The organism is Cupriavidus ulmosensis (genome assembly GCF_977008105.1).
Map to the genome: position 1 here is coordinate 1,794,718 of NZ_CDRMWP010000001.1, position 15,321 is coordinate 1,810,038.

Sequence of the window (15,321 nt, forward strand, 5' to 3'; positions counted from 1 at the left end):
CGCGGCGAATGATAGGCTAGCGCCCATGAAACCCGTATTCACGCTGCGCATGCCCATCCGGTGGGGCGACATGGACGCGATGGGCCATGTCAACAACACGGTCTATTTCCGCTACCTGGAGCAGGCGCGCATCGCCTGGTTCGAGTCGCTCGGGCACGGCGGCAAGGACGCCGCCGGCCACGGCCCGGTCATCATCAACGCGCACATGACCTTCATCCGGCAGCTGCGCTATCCCGGCGACATCGAATGCCGCATGTCCGCCGGCGGGCTGGGCCGCACCAGCTTCGAGACCCGCCTGGAGATCCGCCGCACCGACCAGCCCGAGGTGGTCTACGCCGAGGGTGGCGCCAAGGTGGTGTGGTGCGACTACGAGGCGGAGAAATCGGTGCCGGTGCCGGACGCGATCCGCGCGCTGATCGGGTAGACGCCGGCGGCGGCCGCGCCGCTCAGTGATTGACCAGGCGCTGCACCAGGTCCACCGCGGTGTGGGCGCCGTATTTCTTCATCAGCCGCGCGCGGTAGATGTCCACCGTGCGCGGGCTGATCGACAGCAGCTTGCCGATCTGCTTGCTGGTCCTGCCTTCCACGAGCTGCGCGGCGATGTCGCGCTCGCGCGCGGTCAGCTCGGCCGTGACCGGGCGCTTCTGCGACAGATCCTCGAAGGTCCAGATGCCCGCGCCGAGCGGCTGCGAGCGGTCCAGCGAGCGTCCCGTGACGTGGCACCAGAACAGTTCGCCGCCGGCGCGCTTCATGATGCGCTCGTCCGAATAGGTCCCCCTGGCATTCATGATCGGCACGATGCGCGCGCCGGTGCGCTCGAACTCGTCGGCGGTGGGGTAGAGTACCTGGAACGATTCGCCGAGCAGCGCCTGCCGCGTGGTGCCGAAGATGCGGCACACCTCGTCGTTGCAGTCCTCGATCATGCGCTCGCGCGACAGCACGAGGCCGACCGGAGCAAGCTGGAAGGCGGTCTGGTAGTCGATGGCGGGCATTGGCTTATGTAGTTTTACGTATTGGCGCGGCATACCGCACATGCGTATGCTGTCGGACGTTCGGCAGCGGGGCGATGTCCGCCCGATTGTACCGTTACAATTTCACTGCGTGGCTCGCCGGCGGCACACCGCACGGCGCGTACAGCGACAGGAAAATCACCGAGGCAAGGAGATAAAGATGAACAAGGTCTACGCCAGCGCCGCGGAGGCGCTCGCGGGCGTCGTCCGCGACGGCCAGACGATCGCGGTCGGCGGATTCGGTCTGTGCGGCATTCCCGAGGCACTGATCGCGGCGCTGCGCGACAGCGGCGCCAAGCAGCTTACCTGCATCTCCAACAATGCCGGCGTCGACGGCTTCGGCCTCGGCCTGCTGCTGGCCACGCGCCAGATCAGCAAGATGATCTCGTCCTACGTGGGCGAGAACAAGGAGTTCGAGCGCCAGTACCTGGCCGGCGAGCTGGAGCTGGAATTCACGCCGCAGGGCACGCTGGCCGAGAAGCTGCGCGCCGGCGGCTCGGGCATCCCGGCTTTCTTCACCAAGACCGGCGTGGGCACCATCGTCGCCGAGGGCAAGGAAATCCGCGAGTTCGACGGCCACCAGTACGTGATGGAACGCGCGCTGACCGCCGACGTGGCGCTGGTCAAGGCCTACAAGGCCGACCGCGCGGGCAACCTGGTGTTCCGCCGCACCGCGCGCAACTTCAACCCGGTGTGCGCGATGGCGGGCAAGGTCACGGTGGTGGAGGTCGAGCACCTGGTCGATACCGGCACGCTGGACCCGGACGAGATCCATACGCCGGGCATCTTCGTGCAGCGCATCGTGGTGAACGCCACCCCCGAGAAACGCATCGAGCAGCGCACCGTGCGGGTTTCAGAAAATCAGGCCAGCTAAGGAGCGACATCATGGCATGGACACGTGAGGAAATGGCGGCGCGCGCCGCGACCGAGCTGCAGGACGGCTTCTACGTCAACCTGGGCATCGGCCTGCCGACCCTGGTGGCCAACCACGTCCCGGCGGGCATGGAAGTGTGGCTGCAATCCGAGAACGGCCTGCTCGGCATCGGCCCGTTCCCGACCGAGGACGAAATCGACCCCGACATGATCAACGCCGGCAAGCAGACCGTGACCACGCTGCCGGGCTCGTCGATCTTCTCGTCGGCGGACTCGTTCGCGATGATCCGCGGCGGCCACATCAACCTGGCCATCCTGGGCGCGATGCAGGTCAGCGAGCGCGGCGACCTGGCCAACTGGATGATCCCGGGCAAGATGGTCAAGGGCATGGGCGGCGCGATGGACCTCGTCGCCGGCGTCGGCCGCGTGGTGGTGCTGATGGAACACACCGCCAAGAAGAAGGACGGCAGCGAGGACATCAAGATCCTCAAGGCCTGCAACCTGCCGCTGACCGGCGTGGGCGTGGTCAACCGCATCATCACCGACCTCGGCGTGCTCGACGTGACCGAGGCCGGCCTCAAGCTGGTCGAGACCGCGCCCGGCGTGAGCCGCGAAGAGGTCCAGAGCAAGACCGGCGCGCCGCTGTTGTGACCGCCTGACCGCCTGAACGCCCGGACTGCGGGCGGCGGCAATGCCGCCGGTCGCCTCTCCTCTTCCACGCGGGAGAGGGCCGGGGGAGATCGGCAGCCGTCGCCGTTCCAGGATCGCCCGCTACCCGAAATGGCCGCATCGCGGCCATTTCCGCTTCATGCGCCGCGCTTGTTGTAGCTGGCGAAGACCGAGGCCGCGCCGTCCCGGCGGATCAGGAAGACGTCGAACGGGTCCTTGCGCGAACCCTGCTCCATGCCCGGCGAGCCGACCGTCATGCCCGGCACCGCCAGCCCCGCGGCGGCGGGCCTGGCGGCCAGCAGCCGCCTGATGTCGGCGGCCGGCACGTGGCCCTCGATGCCGTAGCCCGCGATCATGCCGGTGTGGCAGGAGCCGAAGCGCTCCGGAATGCCGGCACGCGCCCGGTACGGCCCCGTATCGTCCACATTGCGCACCGTCACGGCGAAGCCGTTGGCGCGCAGGTGCTCGACCCAGCCTTCGCAGCAGCCGCAGGTCGGCGTCTTGAAGACTTCGATGGCCGGCGCCGGCGCGGCCTGCGCGCGCCCGAGCGCGAGCGCGGCGGCGGCGCCGGCCGCCAGGGTCTGGATGAAGATGCGTCTTTGCATGACCGGTTCCTTGCGTTCGGGTCTTCGTGGCGCGGCCGCCTGTGCCCGCGCGGGCTTGTGCGATCGCGCGCCTGGCGGCGGGTGCGCGGCGCGCGTATGGCGCGCATATGGCGCGCGTGTGGCGGTGGCGGCCGGATGCTGTGGCATTGTAACTGCTGCGGCGTACAATCCAGCTTTGCCCAGCCGCGTGCCGCCCAGCCGGCGGCGCCGCTTCGATAACGCTTTGCCAGGGAGTTCAGATGTCAGTCAGTCCGCGCCTCGGCTTCGTCCAGTGCATCAGCCCGGCGGGGCTCCACCGCATGGCGTATCACGAGTGGGGCGACCCCGCCAATCCCCGTGTCCTGATGTGCGTGCATGGCCTGACGCGCACCGGCCGCGATTTCGATACCGTGGCGGCCGCGCTGTGCGGCGAGTACCGCGTGGTCTGCCCCGACGTGGTCGGGCGCGGCCGCTCGGACTGGCTGGCCGACCCGCGCCGCTACGTCGTGCCGCAGTACGTGTCCGACATGGTCACGCTGATCGCGCGGCTCAACGTCGAGCAGGTCGACTGGTTCGGCACCTCGATGGGCGGCCTGATCGGCATGGGCCTGGCCGGCCTGCCCAAGGCGCCGGTGCGCAAGCTGCTGCTCAACGACGTGGGCCCGCGCCTGGCCGCCTCGGCGGTGGAGCGCATCGGCGCCTACCTGGGCCTGCCGGTGCGCTTCAAGACCTTCGAGGAAGGCCTGGCCTACCTGCAGACCATCAGCGCCTCGTTCGGCCGCCACACGCCCGAGCAGTGGCGCGAGCTCAACGGCGCCATCCTCAAGCCGATGCAGGGCGCCGAGGGCCTGGAATGGGGCTTGCATTACGATCCGGCGATGGCGCTGCCGTTCCGCGAGACCACGCCCGAGCAGATAAGCGCCGGCGAGGCCGCGCTGTGGCACATGTTCGAGGCCATCCAGGCGCCCACGCTGGTGGTGCGCGGCGCCCAGTCCGACCTGCTCACGCGCGAGACCGTGGCCGAGATGGTGTCGCGCGGGCGCAATGTCAGCGCGGTGGAAGTGCAGGACGTGGGGCATGCGCCGACCTTCATCGACCCGGCGCAGATCGCCATCGCCCGCCAGTTTTTCCTGGGCGCGGCCTGACGCGCGGCGGCAGTTTTTCCAACAGACCAACCGGGCGAACCGGAGCAACAGAGTTTTTTGCCATGAGCACCAGTGAACTGAAGCGCGCCCACGTGGGCAAGCGCCTGTCCGAATACGCGATCTACAACGGCGTGGTCTACCTCGCCGGCCAGGTGGCGGAAACCGATCCCGCCGCCGACCTGCGCGGCCAGACCGGCGAGGTGCTGGGCCACGTCGAGCGCCTGCTGGCGGAAGCCGGCAGCGACAAGAGCCGCATCCTGTCGTGCCAGATCTTCCTCACCAACGTGGACGAGATCGGCATCATGAACGAGGTGTGGGACGCCTGGGTGGTGCCCGGCGCCACGCCGCCGCGCGCCACCGTGGAGGCGCGCCTGGCCAATCCCGGGTACCGCATCGAAGTGGTGGTGACCGCCGCGCTCAAGTGAGGCGGGTGCAGCGAGATGGTGACGTCGACTGACCTGGCCGGGCAGGTTGCCGGCACGCCCGACGCCGGGCTGGTGGAGCGCGCGCTGGCCTACGTGCGCGAGCGCGGCGGCGCCGCGCAGCTGCCTACCGGCGAGCCGGTGCTCACGCATGCCGAGGGCATGCTGCGCATTCTCGACGGCCTGCGCGTCGACGATGCCGCGCGCGCGGCGGCCTGCCTGTTCGCGGTGGCGGCGTTCGTGCCGGGCTGCGAGGAAGACATCGAGCCGCGCTTCGGCGAGGAGGTCGCCCGGCTGGTCAGGGGCGTGCGGCAGCTGCTGCGCATCGGCGCGATCGCGGTCGGCCACAGCGGCGCGCCGGAAACCACCAAGGACGAGATCGCCGCGCGCCAGGAGCAGGTGGAGGCGCTGCGCAAGATGCTGCTGGCGTTCGCGCAGGACATCCGCGTGGTGCTGGTGCGGCTGGCCTCGCGCCTGCAGACGCTGCGCTGGCTGGCACAGGTCAAGGCGCAGCCGCTGCCCGGCGTGGCGCGCGAGACGCTGGACATCTACGCGCCGCTGGCCAACCGGCTCGGCATCTGGCAGATGAAGTGGGAGCTGGAGGACCTGGCGTTCCGCTTCGAGCAGCCCGATACCTACAAGCGCATCGCCAGGCTGCTCGACGAGAAGCGCATCGAGCGCGAAGGCTACATCGCCAGCGCCATCGCGCGGCTGCAGTCCGAGCTCGAGACCGCCGGCATCCGCGCCGAGGTGACGGGCCGGCCCAAGCATATCTACAGCATCTGGAAGAAGATGCGCGGCAAGGAGCTGGACTTTGCCGACCTCTACGACGTGCGCGCGTTCCGCGTGATCGTGGACGACATCAAGGACTGCTACACGGTGCTGGGCATCGTGCACCATATCTGGCAGCCGATCCCGCGCGAGTTCGACGACTACATCTCGCGGCCCAAGGCCAACGGCTACAAGTCGCTGCACACGGTGGTGATCGGCGACGACGGGCGCGCCTTCGAGGTGCAGATCCGCACCCAGGAAATGCATCACTTCGCCGAGTACGGCGTGGCCGCGCACTGGCGCTACAAGGAAGCCGGCAGCAAGGGCTACAGCGGCCAGTTCTCGGCCAGCGAGCGCTACGACGAGAAGATCGCGTGGCTGCGCCAGCTGCTGGCGTGGAAGGACGACGCCGACCATTCGGTGGCGCACGACGAGTCGTGGGAGCAGCTCAAGCACGCCGCCATCGACGACCACATCTACGTGCTCACGCCGCAGGCGCGCGTGGTGGCGCTGCCGCAGGGCGCCACGCCGGTCGACTTCGCCTACTACCTGCATACCGACCTGGGCCACCGCTGCCGCGGCGCGCGCGTGGACGGCACGATGGTGCCGCTGAACACGCCGCTCAAGAACGGGCAGACGGTGGAGATCATCGCCGTCAAGCAGGGCGGCCCGTCGCGCGACTGGCTCAACACCGAACTGGGCTACCTCGCCGCGCCGCGCGCGCGCGCCAAGGTGCGGGCCTGGTTCAACGCGCTCGACTCGCAGGAAACCATCGCGCAGGGCCGCGCGCTGATCGACAAGACGCTGCAGCGCGAGGGCAAGACCGCGGTCAGCCTGGACGACCTCGCCGCGCGGCTCGGCTTCAAGACGCCGGACGAGCTGTTCTCGGCGGTGGGCAAGGAAGAGTTCAGCCTGCGCCACGTGGAGCAGGCGCTGCGCCACCCGGAGGGCGAGGCCGTCGCGCCGGTCAGCGAGGAAGAGGCCGTCACCAAGAAGAGCCGCGCCACCAGCGTGGCGCGCGGCGCCAAGAGCGGCGTGCTGGTGGTGGGCGTGGACTCGCTGATGACGCAGATGTCCCGGTGCTGCAAGCCGGCGCCGCCGGACGACATCGTCGGCTTCGTCACGCGCGGGCGCGGCGTGTCGATCCACCGGCGCAGCTGCCCGACCTTCGGCCAGTTGTCGGCGCGCGCGCCGGAGCGCGTGATCCAGACCGAGTGGGGCAAGAAGAGCGACGCGGTCTACCCGGTGGACATCCACGTCGAGGCGGTCGACCGGCAGGGCCTGCTGCGCGACATCTCCGAAGTGCTGTCGCGCGAGAAGATCAACGTCACCGGCGTGAAGACGCTGTCGAGCAAGGGCGTGGCGCGCATGCAGTTCACCGCCGAGGTGTCCGAGGCGACGCAATTGCAGCGCGCGCTCGGGCTGATCGAGGACGTGGCAGGGGTCTTGCAGGCGAAACGAAAGTGATGCTATACTCGCGCTTTCGCTAGGCTCGTAGCTCAGCTGGTTAGAGCACCACCTTGACATGGTGGGGGTCGTTGGTTCGAGTCCAATCGAGCCTACCAACGAATTCGCAGTGGTAAGCAATTCTGGTAGTGCGCTGGCGTGAAGCACGACATGGTGCGGCACGACGGTGCAGCAGAAAAAGAAGTAGGGCAGTAGTGTGGCAGTAGGCTCGTAGCTCAGCTGGTTAGAGCACCACCTTGACATGGTGGGGGTCGTTGGTTCGAGTCCAATCGAGCCTACCAAAAGCATTGCAGCAGGCAGTAACCCCGCAGTAGCGCAGTACCAATTCGCAGTATCCAGTTTCGCAGTACCGGTTCAACCCGCTCACAGGAACGGAAGGCGCCATGATGAAGACATCGCGAACTACTACCGCTAATTAGCGACAGTAGTCGAGGTGCGCCTTGATCCCGGTCCGGCCGGAGTTGAAATCGAGAAAAACGCAGCCTTGGCTGCGTTTTTTTTCGTCTGTCGCTCGTTAGCCGCCTGCTATGCTGCCGGTCGCCGGCCGATGCGACCGCGCGAAATCCCCGCTGCCTGGCCCATGCCCCGCATGGCTGCCCGGTGCTACAAGATGCTTTTCATCCGCTTGCCGCCGCGCAGACGCCGGCGGGTGGATTCCTGATGAGGTGCAAGATGATCGCAATCACGCTGCCGGATGGTTCCCGCCGCGAGTTTCCCGGCCCGGTGACGGTCGCAGAAGTGGCGCAGAGCATTGGCGCCGGGCTGGCCAAGGCGGCCCTGGCCGGCAAGGTGGACGGCCGCATGGTCGACACCAGCTACCGGATCGAGCAGGACGCGAGCCTGGCCATCGTGACGGACAAGGACGCCGACGGCGTCGACGTGATCCGCCACTCGACGGCGCACTTGCTGGCCTATGCCGTCAAGGAGCTGTACCCGGACGCGCAGGTGACGATCGGCCCGGTGATCGAGAACGGCTTCTACTACGACTTCTCGTACAAGCGCCCCTTCACGCCCGAGGACCTCGCCGCCATCGAGAAGAAGATGGCCGAGCTCGCGAAGAAGGACGAGCAGGTGACGCGCGAAGTCTGGAGCCGCGACGAGGCCGTGAAGCTGTTCGAGTCGATGGGCGAGAAGTACAAGGCCGAGATCATCGCGTCGATTCCGCAGGACCAGGAGATCGGCCTGTACCGCGAAGGCAAGTTCGTCGACCTGTGCCGCGGCCCGCACGTGCCGTCCACGGGCAAGCTCAAGGTCTTCAAGCTGATGAAGGTGGCCGGCGCCTACTGGCGCGGCGACGCCAAGAACGAGATGCTCCAGCGCATCTACGGCACGGCCTGGGCCAGGAAGGAAGACCAGGAAGCCTACCTGCACATGCTCGAGGAAGCCGAGAAGCGCGACCACCGCAAGCTGGGCAAGCTGCTCGACCTGTTCCACCTGCAGGAAGAGGCGCCCGGCATGGTGTTCTGGCATCCGAAGGGCTGGCAGGTGTGGCAGGCCGTGGAGCAGTACATGCGCGGCCGCCTGACGCAGGCCGGCTACGAGGAAGTGCGCACGCCGCAGGTGATGGACCGTTCGCTGTGGGAGAAGTCGGGCCACTGGCAGAACTACAAGGAGAACATGTTCGTCACGGAGTCGGAAAAGCGCGACTACGCGATCAAGCCGATGAACTGCCCGGGCCACGTGCAGATCTTCAACCACGGTCTGCGTTCCTACCGCGACCTGCCGCTGCGCCTGGCCGAGTTCGGCGCCTGCCACCGCAACGAGCCCTCGGGCGCGCTGCACGGCCTGATGCGCGTGCGCGGCTTTGTGCAGGACGATGCGCACATCTTCTGCACGGAAGAGCAGATCGTGGCCGAGGCCAAGGCCTTCAACGAACTGGCCTTCTCGGTCTATGACGATTTCGGCTTCAAGGACGTGGCGGTCAAGCTGTCGCTGCGCCCCGACCAGCGCGCCGGCTCCGACGAGGTCTGGGACCACGCCGAGGAAGGCCTGCGCCTGGCGCTGCGCGCCTGCGGCGTGGAGTGGGAGGAACTGCCGGGCGAGGGCGCTTTCTACGGCCCGAAGGTGGAGTACCACATCAAGGACGCGATCGGCCGCTCGTGGCAGTGCGGCACGCTGCAGCTCGACCTGGTGCTGCCGGAGCGCCTGGGCGCCGAATACGTCTCCGAGGACAACGCGCGCAAGCGCCCGGTGATGCTGCACCGGGCCATCCTGGGCTCGTTCGAGCGTTTCCTGGGCATCCTGCTGGAGAATCACGCCGGCGCGCTGCCCGCGTGGCTGGCGCCGGAACAGGTCATCGTGATGAATATTGCCGACTCGCAGGCGGAATATGCCGAAAACGTCGTGCAATCACTGCTAAAACAAGGATTTAGGGCCAAGGCGGATTTGCGTAACGAGAAAATTACGTATAAAATCCGCGAGCATTCCCTTCAGAAGATTCCCTACCTGCTGGTAGTGGGCGACAAGGAGCGGGATGCCAATCAAGTGGCCGTGCGTGCCCGTGGCAATGCGGATCTGGGTGTGATGCCCGTTTCCGCGTTTGTGGAGCGTCTGCAACAGGACGTTGCCAGCAAAGCCTGATGGGATGAGCACGGCTTGTTTTTTGTCTTCTTGAGGTAACGCAACATCGCTACAGACAAAGGTCATCGCATCAACCGCGAAATCAGCGCACCCGAATTGCGCCTGGTCGGGGTTGATAATGAGCAGCTCGGCATCGTCAAGTTCATGGACGCGCTTCGCCTGGCTGAGGATAAGGACTTGGACTTGGTGGAGATCGCGCCGACCGCGGTGCCGCCGGTTGCCCGTATCATGGACTACGGCAAGTTCAAGTACGAGGAAGCCAAGCGCGCGCACGACGCCAAGCTGAAGCAGAAGATCATCCAGGTCAAGGAAGTCAAGTTCCGGCCGGGTACGGATGACGGCGACTACAACGTCAAGCTGCGCAACCTGAAGCGGTTCCTGGAAGACGGCGACAAGACCAAGATCACGCTGCGCTTCCGCGGCCGTGAGATGGCGCACCAGGAAATCGGCGCGCGTGTGCTCGAACGCCTGAAGGCGGACCTGGAAGAAGTCGGCCAGGTCGAGCAGATGCCGAAGATGGAAGGGCGCCAGATGGTGATGGTGCTGGCTCCCAAGAAGAAGAAGTAAGATTCTGCGCGTCGCCGCGGCCAGGTGGAGAATTCCGCCGGGCGCGGCGGTGCGCGAATACGGCGCGGACAGCCCCTCGTGGCGCCGCGCAACAACAAGTGGATGCGGGTCATGCAAGCGTCGGCGCCAGCCGGCCACCTGCATGCATGTCATAGAGCTGGAGTTTTTCATGCCGAAGATGAAGACCAAGAAAAGCGCTTCCAAGCGCTTTACTGCGCGTCCGAACGGTTCGTTCAAGCGTGGCCAGGCCTTCAAGCGTCACATCCTGACCAAGAAGACCACCAAGAACAAGCGTCAACTGCGCGGCACCCAGGACGTCCATGAGACGAACCTGAAGTCCGTTCGCGCAATGATGCCCTACGCATAACCCCTAACGAAAACGAAAGGAGCATTTCATGCCTCGAGTCAAGCGTGGGGTCACTGCACGGGCCCGCCACAAGAAAGTCATCGACGCTGCCAAGGGTTTCCGCGGCCGTCGCAATAACGTCTACCGCATCGCCAAGCAGGCGGTCATGCGTGCCGGCCAGTACGCGTACCGCGATCGCCGCAACAAGAAGCGCGTGTTCCGCGCGCTCTGGATTGCGCGTATCAATGCCGCGACGCGCGAGCATGGCCTGACCTACAGCGTGTTCATGAACGGTCTGAAGAAGGCCTCGATTGAACTGGACCGCAAGGTGCTGTCGGACATGGCCATCCATGACAAGCCTGCCTTTGCCGCCATCGTCAACCAGGTGAAAGCCTCCGTTGCCTGATGCCGGCTCCGGCCCGGCGCGCTAGCTGCGCGGCGGGCCGGGGGCAAGCACCGACCGCAAGGTCGACAGCATCTCCACCGGATTCGCGTCCGGCGGACCTGCAAGAACGGGGCTCCTCACCGAGCCCCGTTTTCATTTCGAATGCCGTTTGTGTCTTCTTGCGTGCCCGCCGGCCAGGCGGGCGCGGCGGGCGAGACGGCATCCGAAACGAGCCCCGCGCCGCTCCCGGTGCCGCGCGGGGCCCGGCACCCACATCGCACCTAGTGCCAACCCACGCCCGGGCCCTTCCCGTGACCCGGACGCCAAATTTATCGCCGACCGCCGCCATGTCTCTGGATCCGGATCAAATCGTCGCCGACGCCCAGGCCGCCTTCGCCGCCGCCAACGACAACGCCTCGCTGGAAAACGAAAAAGCCCGCTTTCTCGGCAAGACCGGCGCGCTCACCGAGCTGCTCAAGAGCCTCGGCAAGCTCGACCCGGAGGCGCGCAAGAGCGAAGGCGCGCGCATCAACCAGGCCAAGCAGCAGGTCGAGGCCGCGCTCAACGCGCGCCGCCAGGCGCTGGCCGACGCGCTGATGAACGCGCGGCTGGCCGCCGAGGCCATCGACGTCACGCTGCCCGGGCGCGCCGTGGCGCGCGGCAGCCTGCACCCGGTGATGCGCACCTGGGAGCGCGTCGAGCAGATCTTCGGCTCGGTCGGCTTCGACGTGGCCGACGGCCCCGAGATCGAGACCGACTGGATGAACTTCACCGCGCTGAACAACCCGGACAACCATCCGGCGCGCTCGATGCAGGACACCTTCTACGTGGACGGCCGCGACAGCGAGGGCAAGCTCCTGCTGCTGCGCACCCACACCAGCCCGATGCAGGTCCGCTACGCGCGCATGCACGTGGAGAAGTACAAGGGCCGCGCGATGCCGCCGATCAAGGTGATCTGCCCGGGCCGCACGTACCGCGTCGACAGCGACGCCACGCACTCGCCGATGTTCAACCAGGTCGAGGGCCTGTGGATCGGCGAGGACGTGAGTTTCGCCGACCTGAAGGGCGTGTACACCGACTTTCTGCGCAAGTTCTTCGAGCGCGACGACATCCAGGTGCGCTTCCGCCCGTCGTACTTCCCGTTTACCGAGCCGTCGGCGGAAATCGACATGGCTTTCGGCAACGGCAGATGGCTGGAGATCTCCGGCTCGGGCCAGGTGCACCCGAACGTGCTGCGCAACATGGGGCTGGACCCCGAGCGCTACATCGGCTTCGCCTTCGGCTCCGGCCTCGAACGCCTGACCATGCTCCGCTACGGCATCAACGACCTGCGCCTGTTCTTCGAAGGCGACGCGCGTTTCCTGCGCCAGTTCGCCTGAGGCGCCCGCGCGCCAGAGCCTAACGTCACCGACTCAACAGAACAGAATACTTACCGGATCAGAAGCGCCATGCAATTCTCGGAATCCTGGCTTCGCAGTTTCGTCAATCCCGACAAGGTCACCACCGACGCGCTCTCGCACAGCCTGACCATGGCCGGGCTGGAGGTTGAAGAGGTCGGCCCGGTCGCGCCGCCGTTCGACAAGGTGGTGGTGGCCCGCGTGCTCGCCACCGAGCGCCATCCCAACGCCGACCGCCTCAACGTCTGCCAGGTCGATGCCGGCACCGGCCAGACGCTGCAGATCGTGTGCGGCGCGCCCAACGTGGCGCCCGGCATCCTGGTGCCGTGCGCGCTGGTCGGCGCGGTGCTGCCGCCGGCCGAGGCGGGCGGCAAGCCGTTCGAGATCAAGGTCGGCAAGCTGCGCGGCGTGGACAGCTTCGGCATGCTGTGCTCGGCGCGCGAGCTCAAGCTGTCGGAAGACCACGGCGGCCTGATGATCCTGCCGCCGGACGCGCCGGTCGGGCAGGACATCCGCCAGTACCTGGACCTCGACGACCAGGTCTTCGTCATCAAGCTCACGCCCAACAAGGCGGACTGCCTGTCGATCCACGGCGTGGCGCGCGAAGTCGCCGCGCTCACCGGCGCCGCGCTGACGCTGCCGGAGATGACGCCGGTCGCGGTGACGCTGGCCGACAAGCTGCCGGTCAAGGTGTCGGCGCCCGACCTGTGCGGCCGCTTCTCCGGCCGCGTGATCCGCGGCGTGAACGCGCGCGCGGCCACGCCGGCCTGGATGGTGCAGCGCCTCGAGCGCGCCGGCCAGCGCAGCATCTCCGCGCTGGTGGACATCTCCAACTACGTGATGCTCGAGCTGGGCCGCCCCTCGCACGTGTTCGACCTGGACAAGATCCACGGCGGGCTCGACGTGCGCTGGGGCCGCAAGGGCGAGCAGCTCAAGCTGCTCAACGGCAACACCGTGGAGCTCGACGAGCAGGTCGGCGTGATCGCCGACGACAAGGAAATCGAGAGCCTGGCCGGCATCATGGGCGGCGACAGCACCGCGGTCTCGCTCGACACCGCCAACATCTACCTCGAAGCCGCGTTCTGGTGGCCCGAGGCGATCCAGGGCCGCTCGCGCCGCTACAACTTCGCCACCGACGCGGGCCACCGCTTCGAGCGCGGCGTGGACTACGCCACCACGGTCGAGCACATCGAGCGCATCAGCGCGCTGATTCTCGAGATCTGCGGCGGCCAGGCCGGCCCGGTCGACGACCAGATCGTCAACCTGCCGCAGCGCAAGCCGGTGCGCCTGCGCGTGGCGCGCGCCGAGCGCGTGCTCGGCATCGCGCTGTCGTCGGCGGAAATCACCGACGTGTTCCAGCGCCTGCGGCTGCAGTTCACGCGCGAGCAGGGCGCCGACGGCGAAGTGTTCGTGGTGACGCCGCCGAGCTACCGCTTCGACATCGAGATCGAGGAAGACCTGATCGAGGAAGTCGCGCGCATCTACGGCTTCGAGCGCATCCCGGCGCGCCCGCCGGTGGCCGAGAGCGAGATGCGCCCGACCGGCGAGGCGCGCCGCTCCAACCACGTGGTGCGCCACGCGATCGCCGCGCGCGACTACCAGGAAGTGATCAACTTCGCCTTTGTCGAAGAGAAGTGGGAACGCGACTTCGCCGCCAACGACAACCCGATCCGCCTGCTCAACCCGATCGCCAGCCAGCTTGCCGTGATGCGCTCGACGCTGATCGGCGGCCTGCTCGACAAGGTGCGCTACAACCTCAACCGCAAGGCCTCGCGCGTGCGCCTGTTCGAGGTCGGCCGCGTGTTCCACCGCGACGCGTCGGTGGCGGACGGCGGCCTGACCGTGGCAGGCTATCGCCAGCCGCTGGTGGCCGGCGGCATCGCCTACGGCCCGGCCTTCGAGGAACAGTGGGGCGTGGCCACGCGCCCGGTGGACTTCTTCGACGTCAAGGGCGACGTCGAGGCGCTGCTGCATCCGCGCGTGGCGCGCTTCGAGCCGGTCTCGCATCCGGCGCTGCACCCGGGCCGCGCCGCGCAGGTGCTGATCGACGGCAAGCCGGCCGGCGTGATCGGCGAACTGCATCCGCGCTGGCTGCAGGAATACGAGCTCAGCCAGGCGCCGGTGGTGTTCGAGCTGGACCTGCAGGCGCTGCGCGAAGTGGGGCTGCCGGGCTACACCGAAATCTCCAGGTTCCCGGCCGCGGTGCGCGACCTGGCGCTGGTGGTGAAGCAGGCCGTGCGCGTGCAGGACCTGCTCGACACCATGCGCGCGGCGCTCGAAAAACAGGGCTACGGGCGCTACTGCCAGAGCCTCGCGCTGTTCGACGAGTTCCGCCCGAAGGCCGCTTCCGCGGCCATCGGCGCGGACGAGAAAAGCCTTGCGTTCCGCCTGACCTTGCAAGATACTGGGGCGACCCTCCAGGACGAAACCGTCGACAGCGCGGTGCGCTGCATGGTCGAAGCCGCGGGCGCTGCCTTCCAGGCGCGGCTGCGCGGCTGAACCAGCGGGCACGCCGGCTGGCGTGACGACATGACAATGGAGCGCCCGGACATCCGCATCCGGGCGGATCGCACACTGAATGACAATGAACGATCGACACGCGCATCTCATGGCCGCAGCAATGGGTGAGGCAGGCGACCGGCAGGCAGCATCGCTCGACGACGAGGCCGCCGACGCCCGTGCCGCCGAGGTACCCACGCTCACCAAGGCCGAGCTCGCCGAAATGCTGTTCGACCAGGTCGGTCTCAACAAGCGCGAGTCCAAGGACATGGTCGAAGCCTTCTTCGACGTGATTCGCGAAGCGCTGGAACACGGCGACAGCGTCAAGCTGTCCGGCTTCGGCAACTTCCAGCTGCGCGACAAGCCGCAACGCCCCGGGCGCAATCCCAAGACCGGCGAGATCATTCCCATTACCGCGCGGCGCGTGGTGACGTTCCATGCCAGCCAGAAGCTCAAGGCGCTGGTGGAGGAACGCGCCGGCATCGCGGTGCCGGGCTGACGCCGCGAACTGGCGTCGCGCGTTCACGTCGCCGGTTCACGCCGGTTTGCCAGCCGCGCCGCCAGTCGCTATCCTGCTCATCTGTCCGTCGTTTCGATTGCCGCTTC

Annotated in this window: 15 protein-coding genes and 2 tRNA genes; 15 read left to right on the forward strand and 2 right to left on the reverse strand. The window is 67.3% G+C overall.

Translation table 11 applies throughout. The annotated features are described in order from the left end of the window. The first annotated feature begins 25 nt into the window (after positions 1-25). Complete coding sequence (locus tag ACWTPI_RS08095) at positions 26-424, forward strand: acyl-CoA thioesterase (protein ID WP_029043515.1); 399 nt, start codon at positions 26-28, stop codon at positions 422-424. A 22-nt stretch (positions 425-446) separates the two neighbouring features. On the opposite strand, the gene ACWTPI_RS08100 is transcribed toward ACWTPI_RS08095, so the two are convergent. Continuing rightward, positions 447-992, reverse strand: coding sequence for a PAS and helix-turn-helix domain-containing protein (locus ACWTPI_RS08100; protein WP_020202601.1), 546 nt, complete (start codon positions 990-992; stop codon positions 447-449). A 178-nt stretch (positions 993-1,170) separates the two neighbouring features. On the opposite strand from ACWTPI_RS08100, the gene ACWTPI_RS08105 reads away from it, so the two are divergent. Beyond that, entirely contained in the window at positions 1,171-1,884 is a 714-nt protein-coding gene (locus ACWTPI_RS08105) for a CoA transferase subunit A (RefSeq protein WP_454731387.1), read from the forward strand. 11 nt (positions 1,885-1,895) lie between these two features. Further along, positions 1,896-2,534 (forward strand): CoA transferase subunit B, encoded by a 639-nt coding sequence (locus tag ACWTPI_RS08110; protein ID WP_043366320.1) that lies wholly within the window; start codon positions 1,896-1,898, stop codon positions 2,532-2,534. Positions 2,535-2,689: 155 nt separating this feature from the next. Here ACWTPI_RS08110 and ACWTPI_RS08115 read toward each other — a convergent pair whose 3' ends face one another. Then, positions 2,690-3,157 carry a DUF411 domain-containing protein gene (locus ACWTPI_RS08115; RefSeq protein ID WP_454731388.1) on the reverse strand — a complete coding sequence of 156 codons (468 nt, stop codon included), beginning with the start codon at positions 3,155-3,157 and terminating at the stop codon, positions 2,690-2,692. A 239-nt stretch (positions 3,158-3,396) separates the two neighbouring features. On the opposite strand from ACWTPI_RS08115, the gene ACWTPI_RS08120 reads away from it, so the two are divergent. From ACWTPI_RS08120 to ACWTPI_RS08175, 12 genes are all read left to right on the forward strand, one after another. Then, on the forward strand, positions 3,397-4,281 hold the full coding sequence (locus tag ACWTPI_RS08120; protein WP_059413124.1) for an alpha/beta fold hydrolase: 885 nt from the start codon (positions 3,397-3,399) through the stop codon (positions 4,279-4,281). A 62-nt stretch (positions 4,282-4,343) separates the two neighbouring features. Beyond that, entirely contained in the window at positions 4,344-4,706 is a 363-nt protein-coding gene (locus ACWTPI_RS08125; RefSeq protein ID WP_020202607.1) for a RidA family protein, read from the forward strand. Between the two features lie 15 nt (positions 4,707-4,721). Next, the gene (locus ACWTPI_RS08130) at positions 4,722-6,941 is read left to right on the forward strand and encodes a RelA/SpoT family protein (protein ID WP_454731389.1); all 2,220 of its coding nucleotides are present in this window, start codon (positions 4,722-4,724) and stop codon (positions 6,939-6,941) included. Positions 6,942-6,962: 21 nt separating this feature from the next. Continuing rightward, positions 6,963-7,039, forward strand: a tRNA-Val gene (locus ACWTPI_RS08135). A 106-nt stretch (positions 7,040-7,145) separates the two neighbouring features. Continuing rightward, positions 7,146-7,222 (forward strand) — tRNA-Val (locus tag ACWTPI_RS08140). A gap of 391 nt (positions 7,223-7,613) precedes the next feature. Beyond that, on the forward strand, positions 7,614-9,521 hold the full coding sequence (gene thrS, locus ACWTPI_RS08145) for a threonine--tRNA ligase (RefSeq protein WP_020206216.1): 1,908 nt from the start codon (positions 7,614-7,616) through the stop codon (positions 9,519-9,521). Between the two features lie 45 nt (positions 9,522-9,566). Beyond that, positions 9,567-10,088 (forward strand): translation initiation factor IF-3, encoded by a 522-nt coding sequence (gene infC / locus ACWTPI_RS08150; RefSeq protein ID WP_081651578.1) that lies wholly within the window; start codon positions 9,567-9,569, stop codon positions 10,086-10,088. Between the two features lie 169 nt (positions 10,089-10,257). Further along, positions 10,258-10,455 carry a 50S ribosomal protein L35 gene (gene rpmI / locus ACWTPI_RS08155; protein WP_006575466.1) on the forward strand — a complete coding sequence of 66 codons (198 nt, stop codon included), beginning with the start codon at positions 10,258-10,260 and terminating at the stop codon, positions 10,453-10,455. A 28-nt stretch (positions 10,456-10,483) separates the two neighbouring features. Beyond that, complete coding sequence (rplT, locus tag ACWTPI_RS08160; RefSeq protein WP_029044285.1) at positions 10,484-10,840, forward strand: 50S ribosomal protein L20; 357 nt, start codon at positions 10,484-10,486, stop codon at positions 10,838-10,840. A gap of 332 nt (positions 10,841-11,172) precedes the next feature. After that, entirely contained in the window at positions 11,173-12,198 is a 1,026-nt protein-coding gene (gene pheS / locus ACWTPI_RS08165; RefSeq protein ID WP_196812941.1) for a phenylalanine--tRNA ligase subunit alpha, read from the forward strand. Between the two features lie 69 nt (positions 12,199-12,267). Further along, positions 12,268-14,715 carry a phenylalanine--tRNA ligase subunit beta gene (pheT, locus tag ACWTPI_RS08170; protein WP_454731390.1) on the forward strand — a complete coding sequence of 816 codons (2,448 nt, stop codon included), beginning with the start codon at positions 12,268-12,270 and terminating at the stop codon, positions 14,713-14,715. A gap of 85 nt (positions 14,716-14,800) precedes the next feature. Then, positions 14,801-15,214, forward strand: coding sequence for an integration host factor subunit alpha (locus ACWTPI_RS08175; protein WP_454731391.1), 414 nt, complete (start codon positions 14,801-14,803; stop codon positions 15,212-15,214). Positions 15,215-15,321: the final 107 nt, after the last annotated feature.